Origin of the sequence: Bacillus sp. TE8-1 (genome assembly GCF_008368855.1) — a bacterium.
Taxonomy (GTDB): Bacteria; Bacillota; Bacilli; order Bacillales; family Bacillaceae_G; genus Bacillus_A; species Bacillus_A cereus.
The window spans coordinates 38,826-52,848 of record NZ_QPET01000028.1 but is presented as its reverse complement, the minus strand read 5'-3'; the positions used below and the strand labels follow the sequence as shown (position 1 = coordinate 52,848).

Sequence of the window (14,023 nt, the reverse complement as noted above, 5' to 3'; positions counted from 1 at the left end):
TAAAAATCAGAACTTTCTAACTATCTTTTTTAATATTTTTAAATTATAATAAATAGTAGCAATCTATTCCAATTATCAGGGGGCTCATACATATGAAAGCTGCAGTAAAACATAACATCTCAGATTTTAAAGACTACTTAAAATCCAACGATATATACATGGAAGAAAATATAGATGAAAATGATGGCTCTGTTCATTTTTCAGTAGGATTAGAGACTGAAGCTGGCGCAAAAATTCAACTTATCGCTGCTTTCCAAAACGAACATCCTACGGTGGATATATACTGCTTCAATGTTGCTCACGTACCTGATGCAACATCAACAAATGATATTTTACATGTCATCAATGAATTAAATACATCTTATCGCTTTGCAAAATTCACATTAAATAAGCAAAATGCAATTGATATTTCAACATCTCTTGCATTCTCAGAACCAAACTTTAATCCAGCACTTGTCTTTGAACATACGAGAATGCTATATAAATTAGCGAATGACGAATATAAAAACTTAATGAAAGTTATTTGGGCATAAATAAAAGGATGGGCTGCAAGCAGCGCCATCCTTTTATTTCGATATCATATCAATCCACATCTTAACAGCAGTGCCGACAATTAAAATCGATAACATATATTGTAGTACTTTTTGATTTATCCTCTTCCCGACTCGAGCTCCAAGTGGCGCAGCAAATATACTTGCAACCGCAATAATTAGAGCTGGAATGATAACTACTTGTCCAGTAATCACTTTTCCAGTCGTAATCCCTACTGAGGAAATAAACGTAATAGCGATAGATGTCGCTATCGTCATGCGCAATGGTAATTTTAAAATAACTAGCATAATAGGAACTAAAAGAAACGCACCGCCAGCTCCAATAATGCCCGAAACACCTCCTACAATAAACGCTAACACACTTGCTAACCATTTATTATACTTAACTGCTCCACTATTATTTTTCTTCGGTACAAACATCATCATAGCTGCAATGGTCGCCAATACTGTATAAACAACATTTACAGCGTGTTCATCTAATAGATTTGCACTAAAACTTCCTATAAAACTTCCTATTAATATACTAGCTCCCATATACACAACTAACATTTTATTCATATCAGTACTTTTCCGATATGCCCAGGCACCTGCAAAAGTTGCAAAGAATACTTGTACTGCTGTAATACCGCTCACTTCATGTGACGTATAGCCAGTAAATCCTAACAATACCGGAATATATAAGATCATCGGATAATTAATAATTGCACCGCCAATTCCAACCATTCCTGATATAAACGATCCTATAAACCCAATTATAAAAAGTAATAATACTCCACTCACCTTACATCCCCCTCCTTCTAAAAAGAAGGTGATTAAATGAATAAGTTTACATTCCCATCCGAAGCATCTGCTAAATATGCCCCTACACCTGCAAACTCTACGCCTTCCATAATCTCTTCCTCTTTTAACCCTAATAAATCTACTGTCATTTGACAAGCTACAAGTTTAATCCCCTGTTCTTTTGCCAAATCAATTAAATCTGGCAAAGGCATTGCATTATGTTTTTTCATAATGCCTTTAATCATCTTTGGTCCCATACCAGCAAAATTCATTTTGGATAACCCCATCTTATCAGCACCGCGTGGCATCATTCTTCCAAATACTTTTTCTATAAATGTTTTCTTTACATTCACATGTTCATCTTTCCTTAAAGCATTTAATCCCCAGAAAGTATGAAAAATAGTAACCTCTTGATCATACGCCGCTGCACCATTTGCAATAATATAAGCAGCCATTGCTTTATCGTAATCTCCGCTAAATAAAACGATTGTTGTTTTCTTCTGTTGTTCCATATTGTTCTCCCTCCAATTACCTATAGGGGTATTTTTATTTATAAAAATTGTTTCTCCCTATTCTACTTTTCCTTCCCAAGCTAACATACCACCTACCACATTGATTACTTGAAAACCGTAACTTTCTAAAAATTGAACAGCTCTTGCACTTCTCCCGCCTGAACGACAAACGATAATATATTCCTGATTTTTATTTAATTCATGCATACGAAACTCTAATAGTCCTAGTGGAATATTACATGCTTCTGGAATTTTCCCTTCAGCTACTTCTTCTACTTCACGTACATCCACAATATTTACCGCTTCTTTACGCAACAATTTTTCTTCTAATTCTTTTGTAGTCATTTCTTTCATTTTAAATTTCCTCCTCACAAACCATTCATACCACCTGAAACGTTTATTACTTGCTGAAACCCTAGTTTTTTCAATACCTTTGCTGCTTGCTTACTTCTCATTCCACTTTGGCAAATAACGATTACTTCCTTATTCTTATCTAATTGATTCGCCTTACTTGCTAGATCATTTAGGGGGATATTTTGAAAGCCTTTCATATGATTCCCTCTATATTCACCTACTGTACGGACATCAATAAAATACTTCCCCTTTTTCCCCACTATACTTTTCAATTCTTTGCCATTTATATTTTGCACACCTTTCACTGGTAAAAATCGTGAAATAACAAACCATGCAGCAAGTACAATGAAAAGCGTACTTAATATTGTGTTCATATAACCAACCTCTCTATATTTACAAAACTATTGCTTCACTACGCCTTCCTAATCCAAAACTTCAGCACATCGCCTTCTTCTTCAAGCTTTACGATGTCATGGCCACATTTATTTGCCCACGCTGGAATATCCTTAACTGACCCTTTATCCGTTACATGTATTTCTAACACTTCTCCAGTTTGTAGAGCATCCATTGCTCTCTTTGTTCTTACAATCGGCATTGGACATGCTAAACCTTTCGCATCTAACACTTGTTTTATATTCATCATCAATTCCTCCATTTTTTATTTATTTCATTATTCGTGCACTGCACAACGATTTGGACCAATCTCCATTTCACGCTCTTTATCCACACTTGGGTGAATTTTACCCATATTGGTTTGACGAATTTCTTCATATGCATTTGGCTGAGGTGGTAAGTTTTCTGTTACAACTTTACGGAACTCTCCCTCATCCTCAATATTTAATCCTGCATTATGCTCAAATAAATCTTTTAATTTTGCACTAACAATACCACTTTCGTTCATTTCACTTATTTTTGAATAATGAGCCGGTAACACAACTAAATTTTGAGATAGCTCTTTATATCGGCTATACAAAGTATTACGTAAATCACTCACCCAATCTTCAGCCTTACCAGCAAGATCAGGACGCCCAATTGAATCTACAAATAAAATATCGCCTGATAATAAATAAGAATCATCTACAATGAATGACGTACTTCCAATCGTATGTCCTGGTGAGTATAATGCGTCAATTACAATTTTAGTACCCCCCACCGTAATAACAGATCCTTCAACAAGCGGTTCGTATGAAAAAACAACTTCCTCTGCATCTTTTGGTGGTAACCAATACGTACCACCTACCTTTTCCGCTAACTTACGTCCTCCGGAAATATGGTCTGCATGTAAATGTGTATCCATTACATTCGTAATCGTAACGCCATGCTCTTTCGCAAATTCTTCATATGCCTCGGCTGTTCTTACTGCATCAATAACTGCTGCTTCACCATTTGAAACGACCATATAAGATAAACAGCCTTTTCCAAGGCGGTTAAACTGATACATACTTCCACCATTTTTTAAATCTCCAACTTTTATAGGCTTTACATATTCACTCCAAGCCTTCATGCCACCAGCTAAATAATAAATATTTTCTAATCCAGCCTCTGTTAATTGCTCTGCCACAAATATAGAAGACCCTTCTTTTGCACATACTACTAAAACATCTTTATCTTTAGGTAATTCACTTACAATATGATCTACACCATCTAACAAGTCAAAGTAAGGTCTATTAATAGAAGAAACTTGTTTCCCTTCAATTTTCCAATCTTCATAATCCTTCTCATTACGAACATCTAAAATAAACAACTCTCCGAATAAAACTTTCTCTGCAACATCTTTCGCTTTTAACGATTTAACACTCATTTAATTACCCCCATAGGTATATTTTCATTTAAAAAATTTTATTTTTTCACATTCCCTTGCCACTCTAACATACCTGGAATGACATTTTTCACATTTGCATAACCTTGCTCTTTCAACATGTGGCAAGCTACATCACTACGGTTACCAGTTCGGCAAACAACATAAATTTGTTTCGTCTGATCTAACGCTGCACTGTCTAACTCTCCTAACGGCATCGAAATGGCCGATGGAATATGACCAAAAGCAAATTCCGCTGCTTCGCGAACATCTAATACAATACACTCTTCACCATTTAATAATATCTCTTCCAATTCCGAATTCGTAATTGTATGAGGATATTTCACAACTTCATTCACTTCATGCTCGTTTGCTTTCCTAACATAATGCACCAATACATCACCCTCTTGTTTTGTCCCGATATATTGATGTCCTACTTTACTCGCCCAACTTTTTATATCTACCGTAGAACCTTTATCTGTTGCCTTAACTTCAATCACTTGCCCTGGTGCTAATCCTTCTATCGCCTTCTTCGTTTTCACAATCGGCATCGGACAAGCCAACCCTTTACAATCTAAACTCATATCCACTTTTATACTCATAATCGATTCCTCCACAATTTATACACATATACCTGTAGGGGTATATTAAAATGTTTTTGAAAATCTGTCAACAATTATGTTTGACAGATTATCGGCTTTTTACAAGTAATTGAACAGCTTCTTTAATTAACTCTTCATTTGAACCATTACCACTTTCAAACTGTTCACGCAAACATTGCTCTAAATTCGTTCCAACAACGAGCCCAATTGTACGATCAAGAGCAGAACGAGATGCCGTTAACTGTGTAATAACTTCTCGGCAATCCTTTCCTTCTTCCATCATACGAAGCACACCACGAACTTGACCTTCAATACGTTTCAATCTATTTTTCATATCTTGATTATATTCCATCCTATAATCACCTCATTACCATTATGTCACTATTTATAACCTATGACAATACATTATACCCTATAGGGTATTTTGTAAACCCCTATTTTAAATTTTCACCTTATATGTTCGCAAAACAAAAAATAAAACCTTAATCTATAAGTTTTTATCTTCCACTAAATCTTGAAGTAGAAGATGAAAAATATCAATATACAACACGTTCTGGCAGTACTGTCCCATACAATTTAAAACCACCATCTACATTCTTTACCTTATATCCTTTTTCCATTAACATGCGCGCTGCAACATACCCTCTCATACCAAGTTGACAAGTGATATATATTTCTTTGCCCATTGGCACTTCATCCAATCGATCACGTAATTCATCTAACGGAATATTAATAGAGCCTTTAATCATTCCTTGTTTTAGTTCATTGGGCTCCCGAACATCTATAAGATATCCACCATTGTCAACAATACGATCTATTTCATGCCATTGTACCGTTTCCACAAAACCATCTACTATATTACTTGCGGCATACCCCACCATGTTTACTGGATCTTTTGCAGAAGAATACGGCGGGGCATATGATAATTCTAAATCTGGTAAATCGATTACAGCTAAGTTTGCCTTCATTGCCGTCGCGATAACATCTATACGCTTATCTACCCCGTCACGCCCTAAAGCCTGTGCTCCGTAAATCTTTCCGCTATCTTTATTAAAAATTAATTTTATTAGCACTGGCGTAGCATTCGGATAGTATCCTGCATGAGAATTTGCCTGTACATGTACTACCTCATAGGGTATATTTAATCGTTTTAATATTTTCTCATTTACTCCAGTCGAAGCAACTGTTAAATCAAAAACTTTAGCCACAGAAGTTCCCATCGTACCTTTATATAAAGAATCTGTATGCCCATGAATAATATCTGCTAACATGCGACCTTGACGATTAGCTGGCCACGCTAAAGGAATCATCGTTTCTGTTTCTGTAACAAAATCTTTCACTTCAATCGCATCACCAATTGCATATACATATGGTTCAGATGTTTGAAATTTCTCATTTACCTTTATCGTTCCTCTAACTCCTAATGATAATCCTGCATCTTTTGCTAAACTACTCTCTGGTTGTACACCAATTGCTAAAATAATCATATCTGTTTTTATAACTGAGCCACTTTTTAAACGTACAACAGTCCCATTCTCTTCTAACGCATCTACACCATCTTCAAAAACAAGCTCAACATTGTGCACCTTCATATGCTCATGTACATATGCCGCCATTTCGTAATCAATTGGTGGCATCACTTGATTTGCCATCTCTACAAGAGTAACCTCAATCCCGCGTTCTCTTAAATTCTCAACCATTTCCACTCCAATAAATCCTCCACCAATAACCGTCGCATGACGTGGTTTCTTCTCATCAATATACGCTTTTATACGATCTGTATCAGGTACATTTCGTAACGTAAACAACGCCTTCGCTTCTTCAATGCCCGGAATAGGTGGAACAATTGGTTTCGCCCCTGGTGAAAGAATCAAAACATCATATTCCTCGTTATATGTTTCATCTGTAGTTACATTCTTTATCGTAATTGTTTTCTCTTCTTTATTAATCTTTACAACTTCACTCAATACACGTATATCTAAATTAAAACGTTTTGACATCCTTTCAACAGTTTGTACTAATAACTTTTGTCTTTCTGTAATGACACCGCCAATATAATATGGCAATCCACAGTTTGCGAACGAAATGTATTCACCGCGTTCAACCATAATAATTTCATCTTCCTCACTTAAACGACGAAGCCTTGCAGCTACTGATGCCCCGCCAGCAACTCCGCCCACTACAACAATTTTTCTAGACATATTTCGAACCTCCATATTATTTAATTTTCTCATGCATCACACAGAAAAACATATACCTGTATGGGTATATGATAGAGTATAAAAAATTTATTTTCAATCAATATGTCTTTCTTTCACAAATTTGAAACAAAAAAAGAACTTAGATATTTCCAAGTTCTTTACGAATGAAGCAATCCATCGTTCTATCGTCATACTTCCTATAATCTCTTTGTAAAACTATACTCCATATTCCCGCCTAGGGCTGCCGCTGTATCACCAGTTTCTCTAAAATCATGTGTATATATTTTTTCAAATGAACCGAAATCTACTTGCTTATAAAATTCAAAACAAGGGAATCCATCATGCTCCCCTTGAATATCAATACTACCATCCTGTTTCACACATACATTTAATACATAATCCACAGGAGGTGCATATACATTTAATGGATTACTTGCACTCGCACTCATTTTGAATTGCACACCTTCAGAATTCCATGTGATATCAGTGCACACAATATTTTCTGTACTTGCTTTCCCTGTTCTTTTACTCACAGAACCATCTGGACTTGTAATCTTCTCGGTCGTAATACCCGTGTTCGCATATGAAAACACTTCTTCTTTATAGAAATCAACTACTACCTCTTGCTCAACTCTAGAGCGCATCGCATTTACCGCATACGGTGTGAATTCACGTGAATCACCTTCGAATTGAATTACTTTTCCTGTTTCCATATTCTTCTTAGCCTCAGTCCAAGACATTGGAATAAATACACTGGCTCTAATTTTCACGATATTAGTCATAAGAAACACCTCTATAATTTTATTTTAGATGCTGAATGCTTATTAAATAAAACAGACCATAATTTCAATCCTAAAACCAATAGATTTCTCTTTTACTTTTCTATTTCTTTCTAAAAAATAACGCTATATTTATGTTTAGACTGTCGTTTTAAAGCTATATTCCATCTCTCCAGCTAGTGCTGCTGGGGTATCATCCGTTTTTCTGAAATCATGTGTGTATATCAATTCAAACGAACCAAAATCTACTTGTTTATAAAATTCATAGCAAGGGAAACCATCATGTACACCTTCAATATTCACAGTACCACTTTCATTAGCTCGTATAGTCAAAAAATAATCAGCTGCAGGTGCTGCTGCGTTTAAAGGATTACTTGCACTTGCTCTCATTTCAAATGAAACTTCATCTTCACTCCATACAATATTTGTACATACAATGTTTTCTGTACTTGTTTCTCCCTTTTGATACTCAATTGAGCCATCTGAATTTGTAATCTTCACGGTGACGATACAAGCATCTGCATATGTGAAAATTTCTCTTTTATAAAAATCAATATTCACTTCTTGTTCTAACCTTGAACGCTTTGTGTTCACAGCTTGTGGTGTAAACTCACGTGCATCTCCAGCATATTCAAACACTCTTCCTGTTGCAGGGTCCTTAATAGGTTCCAGCGATGCATACGGTGCAAATACACTCCCTCTAATTTTCACGATATTAACCATGTGAAACCTCCATTGATTTTATATTATATAAATCATTATTTGTTCTACCGACATAATATAGTCAATTTGATTGACTATATTATATATAGTACAATAGGTATTACACATAGTCAACTTAATTGACTACAAGTGCGGAGGTTATATATATGGATCAAACATTTAACGAGTTAGATCTTACATCGCTTTTATCATTATCATTTAGCACATTAATTACTGAGCTACATGACAAATTAAGTGAATTAGGATTTGAGGATATTAGGCCAGCACATGGTTTTATGTTCAAACGCATCCTTCCTAATGGGGCAACTGGTATAGAGCTAGCTGAGTATTTAGGGATTTCCAAACAAGCTATAAGTAAAATGGTGGATTCTCTTGAGAATAGTGGCTACGTTACACGCAAAACACATCCTACTGATAAAAGAGGTAAAATCATCGTTTTAACCGAACGTGGTTTGTCAGTAATGAAAGCAAAAGAAGAAATAGTAGCTGAAATAGAACAGCGATGGATTGAAAACATAGGTATAGAACGAATGCAAATACTGAAAGAGGATTTAACAACATTCGTTACTAAAGAAAATACAGAGAAATTATCATCAAATATACGACCTGTCTGGTAAACAAAAACTCCATATAAAAACGAATCCATTTTGATTATTTTTTTTCAAAATGGATTCGTTTTCTACAATAATATATTTATTACTCTCGTTTCATCTCTATCATTAACCCTAACTATTTGCGTCTCACTATTTGGTAAAAATATGATATAATTTCCCTTCCTCACATTCTTCCAAATAACTTTCCCTTCTTCATCCGTTTTCCCTATTGAAATCCCAATTTCTTTACTCGGCTCAGGTGATTCGTCTTTCATAAGTATAATTTCAAAACCTTTTATTGGCTGTTTTTCTTTATTTTTCACGTGAAAAGTTACATAATTAACAACCTTACTAAACTTCTTTTCATTATTTGCTATAGAACTAGACATTATGATAATGACCAATATACAACATAAAATCCATATAAGGTTATTATATTTATTCAGACCATTTTTTAAGATTATTAAAAACATCGTCTGTCACCCGGTTTCCAGAATTCCAAGAACTACTTCCTACTGTATGGGTAGCTATTATTGTTACACCAGTACGAGAATAGTCATGATATACAGGTGCTCCACTTTGACATCCATAAGTGTCCATCCTATATGTTAACATTCTAGGACTAGTGCCTTCAATTGGTCCATAATCTGTCCACATAGTATATTTTTCATTTCCTACTTTATCACACGGATACCCTGGAACTACTGCGAGTAACCCCTTTGGAGACTCTACGTTAGTAGTTCTATATCCTAACCAACCTGTATAATCTCCAGGAGATCCATTTAATTTAATGGCTCCATAATCAAATTCCGAATCTCCATCATCAGTCCATCCACTTACTGAATAAAGCTTTGTCCAACTATAAGGCAAATACGGTGCTTGGTTTCCATTTCTACCAGGAGTCACAATAACATTTTTTGCCCATCCACCAAGCTTTTTATTATAAACACAGTGCCCAGCTGTAAATACTGTATCTTTACTAATTAGCGCTCCTGTACATCCATAAACTTCTTGTCCATTAAATTGAATTACTAAGTGTACTATAGCCCTATAAGGATACAAAGTTGTATCAGTAACTCTAATTCGATCATCTCTTCCTATTATAGAATGTGTAAGAATATTAGATGGATAATTAAAATTACTGTCTCTTAATAAGTATCCCCAATCTTCCCCACCATGTTTACGCCCTTCAAATGAAGGTGAAACAAGATCTTCTCCCCTTCGATTATTACTATACAAAGATTGTTCTTGAAAAAGTACACGTTCTCCCTCATTTGAAACTGATGTCCACGGTGCATCTTCTGCATACACCTTCTGATTCACCAAAAATACTGTACAAAAAAAGATAAAAAGAACACCAAAACTATAAAGAGCCAACCTACATCTTATAGAAATAAAGCTATCCAACATAACTTACCTCCTATACAAATGATAGCGAACAATTGAAGATCCCTTTTATAAATTCTAGTTTTTCTTTTTTTAGAAGTCAATGTAATTAATAATGATTATCATTATTAATTACATTGACTTAACAAAATAACATTATTAATTACATTGACTTAACAAAATCAAACAATGAGACATATTCTTTACTCTGCGTTCAAAAATATGTCTCATTAAAGCTTCTATTTATTACATAAGCCCGTAACCTTCTTCACAATCAGCTCCGCAGTATTTTCCTCCGGTGGCATCAATAAATTCGTAACAGGTCCATAGACAACAGGATTTAGCTCTACCTCGTATCCACCATATGTAAACTCTTCCCTTGTTGGTAAATAACCAATATATCCATTCGTATATCCACCTAAAAAAGCTAGTTCATTTCGAAGACGCTCTTTCACTTCTAACGCAGTTTCTGAAAAAGGTTCCATCGGTATACCAAAAAACATGCCATCATTAACTTGAAACAGTTGAACTTCTAAATCAATACGTAACTGCCGAATACCTTTCATATATTTTTTTAAAACAATAGTAAGCCATTCATCCGTATTCACACCCCACTGCTCTTCAGCTAACTGGGCCATGCTTCGTATCTCATCAATTTCAGGAATATCCTTCAACTTCATTTGCATCGTACTCGAAACTGTTCTTACATTTACAATCGGGCTATAAATAACTGTTGGAAGCATCGTTAATATATGTCCACTAAGTATGTGAGCCATTTGTTTTAATGCTTTCCTTGAACCTCGATACTTCGCATTCACATTACCAGCAGCACCTTGAACAATCATAACAGGACAATTTACGGTCTTCTCAAGAATCTCTCTTGTCATCCCCGGATAGTCTGCTGATAATACATCACTATCACCTTTTAAAACATTCGGATGCGCCGTACAAAATACTACAATCCCAGATAACTCCTTCGTTTCAGCATCTCTTATTGCTAACATGCCAATTCGTTTATCTACAACACCACCTATATTTGTGCCCATCTTTGCTCTTCCATCAGATGTTCGCTCTCTTCGGTTGACCCCAATATCACCTGTCGTAACACCCCAGCCTACTTCGCATCGCTTCAAGTTTTTATTCGCAGTAACAGCACCGTGTACTACATTATTTACTAAAATCGTTTTATACGACTGTACGAGCGGATTATCACCGACCGTTTCTGGACCAGAGTGGATATGTGTATAAACAACTGTTATTTGCTCAAATGGAACATGAAGTTCTCTTGCTACTCGCTCACGAATCATATTCGTATCTTCTATTAACATTCCAATAGTATCAATGCTTATAAACACAGTTTTCATTTCATCTTTTTCAAATACAAAAACCGTTCCATAAATACGTTCTTCAATATTATTTATTCCTGTCTCTCTATGGTATCCGACAAAATCAATACCTATAGGCGGCGTAATATCCACCTTACCTACCCCTACTTTGCCCATTTGAACCTCTCCATTTCTCTATGTAACTCCCTTTTTTCAAGAATAACATATTTAACTTAGTTCCAAATAAAAAGAACGGACACAGTATCCTATGTCCGTTCTTCCCCTCACACATACTTCCGATGCACCATCTTCCCATCATAAGAAAACACAACGCCCTTACTCTCCACAATAGACTCCATATGCACCGTTCTTCCCCATAGCTGATGAAGATATGGTAATACCTTTTCTAAGTATTTTAAATCGAGCTCGATTCCTTCGTAACTATGTTTAATGTATAATTCTCCGTTCTTTAAGTAGTCTCCATCTTCTACTACTAAGTACGGGAACCCACCATTTGTCCGCATATTTACGAGTTGATCACGCACATTTTCCCATTCTTTATCTATTACTTTATATTCTTTTCCTTGGCGCTGGAATAAGTACATATCTTCTCGCATAACAAGATCTTTATTTAAGTAGTTTCTTAGGAACGATACGTCCCATTCAATTTCGCGTACTTCAAACATTTTGTCACGGCCAGATCCTGGTTTTACGCCTCGTCGCTTCATTTCTTCTGTTGGATTGTTGTACCGTTCTTCAATATCTTCAAAGATTTTAATACCTAGGTAGTATGGATTAATACTTGTTTTTGATGGCTGTACAACACCTGCATTTAATTTCGCAAATTCAATAGCTTCATCAGAGGTTAAGTCCATTTCACGAAGTATGCGTTGATGCCAGTAGGATGCCCAGCCTTCGTTCATGATTTTCGTTTCAAGCTGTGGCCAAAAATATAACATTTCTTCACGCATCATCGTTAATATATCACGCTGCCAATCTTCTAGCTCACGGCTATATTCTTCAATAAAGAGGAGCAAGTCTTTCTCTGGTTGCGGTGGGATCTTCTTCTTTTTGCGTATATTGGATCGTTCTCTCTTTTTGTTTCGATCATCTAAATTCCATAGATCATCGTATTGTGATACCTTTTTCTTTTCTACTTCTTCTAAATCATCAATACTCCACGCAAGTTTGGGACGCATGAGCGACGGGTCAATGTGCTCTTGAATGGCAAGTACGGCATCTAAAAATGTTTCTACTTCTTCTTTTCCGTACTTATGCTCATATGCTTTCACCCGTTCAGCTGTCGCTGACATACTCTCTACCATATCTCGCTTCGTATTTGAAAAACGAATATTATTTTTGAAGAAATCACAGTGTGCTAAAACGTGCGCTACAATTAATTTGTTTTGAATTAAAGAGTTCGTATCTAATAAAAAGGCGTAACATGGATCAGAGTTAATAACGAGTTCGTATATTTTACTAAGTCCTAAATCGTATTGTAATTTCATTCTGAAAAATTGTTTTCCAAAACTCCAATGTGAAAACCTTGTCGGCATCCCATATGCACCAAATGTATAAATAATTTCCGCTGGACATATTTCATAACGCATCGGATAAAAATCAAGCCCAAATCCAGTCGCAATTTCCGTAATTTCCGCAATCGCATATTGCAGTGCTTTATCGTCACTTGCTCTCATTATTTTCCCTCCTTACACTTTCCCTTAAGAAAGTGTATGATGAAGAACAAGCTTTCATGAGGATTGATTGCATAATAAAAAGACACCCCCGCAAAAACGAGAATGTCTCATCTATTAACCTTCAATAATCTCCATCTTCTCCGTAATCGGAGTACGAGCTTTTCCTTCTGGTGCTTTATCGAAATAGCCGATATGAAGAATTCCAACGATACGTTGGCCTCTTGTTAAACCGATTCCTTCTATAAATAATGGATTGTAGTTTAATCCGCCTGATTTCCAAACACAACCTAATCCACGTTCCCAAGCAAGAAGTTGGAAGTTTTGCATAAATGCACATGTTGCAGCGTAATCTTCGTCACGCTGAATTTGACGTGGATCTTCATTCATATATACAACGATTTGTGCAGGTGTGCCTAAAAAACGATCTGATAAAATTTTACCGCGTTTCGCTCTTTCTTCTTCTGTGAAAGAGTTTAATACTGCGTCTACTAATTTCTTGCGGCCTTCTCCAATGTATAGTTTACAATTCCATGGTTCACGGTGCTTATGATTAGGTGCCCATGTTGCGTCGTTTAATAGTTCAATTAATAAATCTTTTTCTACTGCTTTATCTGTAAATGTACGTACAGAACGTCTTTCTTTAATCACATTTGCGATGGAAGTATATGTAGTCATATTTATCTCTCCCTTATTTTTATCTATATGTATAAGTTTATCGTTAG

18 protein-coding genes are annotated in these 14,023 nt (G+C 35.7%); 2 read left to right on the top strand and 16 right to left on the bottom strand.

The window, feature by feature from the left end; translation table 11 throughout:
- Window positions 1–92: 92 nt before the first annotated feature.
- A complete protein-coding gene (locus tag DN404_RS24025) occupies window positions 93–533 on the top strand; it encodes a hypothetical protein (RefSeq protein ID WP_000642362.1) in 441 nt (146 codons plus the stop codon).
- Between the two features lie 33 nt (window positions 534–566).
- On the opposite strand, the gene DN404_RS24020 is transcribed toward DN404_RS24025, so the two are convergent.
- The 11 genes from DN404_RS24020 to DN404_RS23970 all read right to left on the bottom strand — a co-directional run bounded on the left by DN404_RS24020 (window position 567) and on the right by DN404_RS23970 (window position 8,300).
- Window positions 567–1,331, bottom strand: coding sequence for a sulfite exporter TauE/SafE family protein (locus DN404_RS24020; RefSeq protein WP_000017251.1), 765 nt, complete (start codon window positions 1,329–1,331; stop codon window positions 567–569).
- Window positions 1,332–1,363: 32 nt separating this feature from the next.
- Window positions 1,364–1,843: a DsrE/DsrF/DrsH-like family protein gene (locus DN404_RS24015; RefSeq protein ID WP_000437742.1), complete on the bottom strand. Its 480-nt coding sequence runs from the start codon at window positions 1,841–1,843 to the stop codon at window positions 1,364–1,366.
- Between the two features lie 57 nt (window positions 1,844–1,900).
- A complete protein-coding gene (locus DN404_RS24010; protein WP_000661810.1) occupies window positions 1,901–2,197 on the bottom strand; it encodes a rhodanese-like domain-containing protein in 297 nt (98 codons plus the stop codon).
- A 14-nt stretch (window positions 2,198–2,211) separates the two neighbouring features.
- A complete protein-coding gene (locus tag DN404_RS24005) occupies window positions 2,212–2,571 on the bottom strand; it encodes a rhodanese-like domain-containing protein (RefSeq protein WP_001092318.1) in 360 nt (119 codons plus the stop codon).
- A gap of 38 nt (window positions 2,572–2,609) precedes the next feature.
- Window positions 2,610–2,840: a sulfurtransferase TusA family protein gene (locus DN404_RS24000; protein WP_002093886.1), complete on the bottom strand. Its 231-nt coding sequence runs from the start codon at window positions 2,838–2,840 to the stop codon at window positions 2,610–2,612.
- A gap of 27 nt (window positions 2,841–2,867) precedes the next feature.
- Complete coding sequence (locus tag DN404_RS23995) at window positions 2,868–3,998, bottom strand: MBL fold metallo-hydrolase (RefSeq protein ID WP_086385345.1); 1,131 nt, start codon at window positions 3,996–3,998, stop codon at window positions 2,868–2,870.
- 38 nt (window positions 3,999–4,036) lie between these two features.
- Window positions 4,037–4,597, bottom strand: coding sequence for a sulfurtransferase TusA family protein (locus tag DN404_RS23990; RefSeq protein ID WP_149215534.1), 561 nt, complete (start codon window positions 4,595–4,597; stop codon window positions 4,037–4,039).
- A gap of 88 nt (window positions 4,598–4,685) precedes the next feature.
- Window positions 4,686–4,949: a metal-sensitive transcriptional regulator gene (locus DN404_RS23985; protein WP_000456206.1), complete on the bottom strand. Its 264-nt coding sequence runs from the start codon at window positions 4,947–4,949 to the stop codon at window positions 4,686–4,688.
- Between the two features lie 184 nt (window positions 4,950–5,133).
- Window positions 5,134–6,798, bottom strand: coding sequence for a CoA-disulfide reductase (gene cdr / locus DN404_RS23980; protein ID WP_149215533.1), 1,665 nt, complete (start codon window positions 6,796–6,798; stop codon window positions 5,134–5,136).
- A gap of 197 nt (window positions 6,799–6,995) precedes the next feature.
- Window positions 6,996–7,580, bottom strand: a complete 585-nt coding sequence (locus tag DN404_RS23975) for a DUF3238 domain-containing protein (RefSeq protein WP_000182103.1) — start codon at window positions 7,578–7,580, stop codon at window positions 6,996–6,998.
- 135 nt (window positions 7,581–7,715) lie between these two features.
- Window positions 7,716–8,300 carry a DUF3238 domain-containing protein gene (locus DN404_RS23970; protein ID WP_000247265.1) on the bottom strand — a complete coding sequence of 195 codons (585 nt, stop codon included), beginning with the start codon at window positions 8,298–8,300 and terminating at the stop codon, window positions 7,716–7,718.
- 146 nt (window positions 8,301–8,446) lie between these two features.
- Here DN404_RS23970 and DN404_RS23965 point away from each other — a divergent pair, with 146 nt between their 5' ends.
- Window positions 8,447–8,917: a MarR family winged helix-turn-helix transcriptional regulator gene (locus DN404_RS23965; RefSeq protein ID WP_025709932.1), complete on the top strand. Its 471-nt coding sequence runs from the start codon at window positions 8,447–8,449 to the stop codon at window positions 8,915–8,917.
- A 62-nt stretch (window positions 8,918–8,979) separates the two neighbouring features.
- On the opposite strand, the gene DN404_RS23960 is transcribed toward DN404_RS23965, so the two are convergent.
- The 5 genes from DN404_RS23960 to DN404_RS23940 form a co-directional block, all read right to left on the bottom strand.
- The gene (locus DN404_RS23960; protein WP_000478589.1) at window positions 8,980–9,366 is read right to left on the bottom strand and encodes a DUF2606 family protein; all 387 of its coding nucleotides are present in this window, start codon (window positions 9,364–9,366) and stop codon (window positions 8,980–8,982) included.
- The gene (locus tag DN404_RS23955; protein ID WP_149215532.1) at window positions 9,332–10,303 is read right to left on the bottom strand and encodes a trypsin-like serine peptidase; all 972 of its coding nucleotides are present in this window, start codon (window positions 10,301–10,303) and stop codon (window positions 9,332–9,334) included. Before DN404_RS23955 ends, DN404_RS23960 begins: the two co-directional genes overlap by 35 nt.
- A 215-nt stretch (window positions 10,304–10,518) precedes the next feature.
- On the bottom strand, window positions 10,519–11,781 hold the full coding sequence (locus DN404_RS23950) for a neutral/alkaline non-lysosomal ceramidase N-terminal domain-containing protein (protein WP_149215531.1): 1,263 nt from the start codon (window positions 11,779–11,781) through the stop codon (window positions 10,519–10,521).
- Window positions 11,782–11,888: 107 nt separating this feature from the next.
- On the bottom strand, window positions 11,889–13,301 hold the full coding sequence (spoVR, locus tag DN404_RS23945) for a stage V sporulation protein SpoVR (RefSeq protein WP_149149329.1): 1,413 nt from the start codon (window positions 13,299–13,301) through the stop codon (window positions 11,889–11,891).
- 114 nt (window positions 13,302–13,415) lie between these two features.
- Window positions 13,416–13,976 (bottom strand): nitroreductase family protein, encoded by a 561-nt coding sequence (locus DN404_RS23940; protein ID WP_116344989.1) that lies wholly within the window; start codon window positions 13,974–13,976, stop codon window positions 13,416–13,418.
- Window positions 13,977–14,023 lie beyond the last annotated feature (47 nt).

What these genes read in the sequence shown, in the direction of transcription:
- cdr (WP_149215533.1), bottom strand. Translation starts at nt 6,798, where the DNA reads ATGTCTAGAAAAATTGTTGTAGTGGGCGGAGTTGCTGGCGGGGCATCA.
- DN404_RS23975 (WP_000182103.1), bottom strand. Translation starts at nt 7,580, where the DNA reads ATGACTAATATCGTGAAAATTAGAGCCAGTGTATTTATTCCAATGTCT.
- DN404_RS23940 (WP_116344989.1), bottom strand. Translation starts at nt 13,976, where the DNA reads ATGACTACATATACTTCCATCGCAAATGTGATTAAAGAAAGACGTTCT.
- DN404_RS24005 (WP_001092318.1), bottom strand. Translation starts at nt 2,571, where the DNA reads ATGAACACAATATTAAGTACGCTTTTCATTGTACTTGCTGCATGGTTT.
- DN404_RS23950 (WP_149215531.1), bottom strand. Translation starts at nt 11,781, where the DNA reads ATGGGCAAAGTAGGGGTAGGTAAGGTGGATATTACGCCGCCTATAGGT.
- DN404_RS23990 (WP_149215534.1), bottom strand. Translation starts at nt 4,597, where the DNA reads ATGAGTATAAAAGTGGATATGAGTTTAGATTGTAAAGGGTTGGCTTGT.
- DN404_RS23965 (WP_025709932.1), top strand. Translation starts at nt 8,447, where the DNA reads ATGGATCAAACATTTAACGAGTTAGATCTTACATCGCTTTTATCATTA.
- DN404_RS24025 (WP_000642362.1), top strand. Translation starts at nt 93, where the DNA reads ATGAAAGCTGCAGTAAAACATAACATCTCAGATTTTAAAGACTACTTA.
- spoVR (WP_149149329.1), bottom strand. Translation starts at nt 13,301, where the DNA reads ATGAGAGCAAGTGACGATAAAGCACTGCAATATGCGATTGCGGAAATT.
- DN404_RS24015 (WP_000437742.1), bottom strand. Translation starts at nt 1,843, where the DNA reads ATGGAACAACAGAAGAAAACAACAATCGTTTTATTTAGCGGAGATTAC.
- DN404_RS23995 (WP_086385345.1), bottom strand. Translation starts at nt 3,998, where the DNA reads ATGAGTGTTAAATCGTTAAAAGCGAAAGATGTTGCAGAGAAAGTTTTA.
- DN404_RS23955 (WP_149215532.1), bottom strand. Translation starts at nt 10,303, where the DNA reads ATGTTGGATAGCTTTATTTCTATAAGATGTAGGTTGGCTCTTTATAGT.
- DN404_RS23985 (WP_000456206.1), bottom strand. Translation starts at nt 4,949, where the DNA reads ATGGAATATAATCAAGATATGAAAAATAGATTGAAACGTATTGAAGGT.
- DN404_RS23970 (WP_000247265.1), bottom strand. Translation starts at nt 8,300, where the DNA reads ATGGTTAATATCGTGAAAATTAGAGGGAGTGTATTTGCACCGTATGCA.
- DN404_RS23960 (WP_000478589.1), bottom strand. Translation starts at nt 9,366, where the DNA reads ATGTTTTTAATAATCTTAAAAAATGGTCTGAATAAATATAATAACCTT.
- DN404_RS24000 (WP_002093886.1), bottom strand. Translation starts at nt 2,840, where the DNA reads ATGATGAATATAAAACAAGTGTTAGATGCGAAAGGTTTAGCATGTCCA.
- DN404_RS24010 (WP_000661810.1), bottom strand. Translation starts at nt 2,197, where the DNA reads ATGAAAGAAATGACTACAAAAGAATTAGAAGAAAAATTGTTGCGTAAA.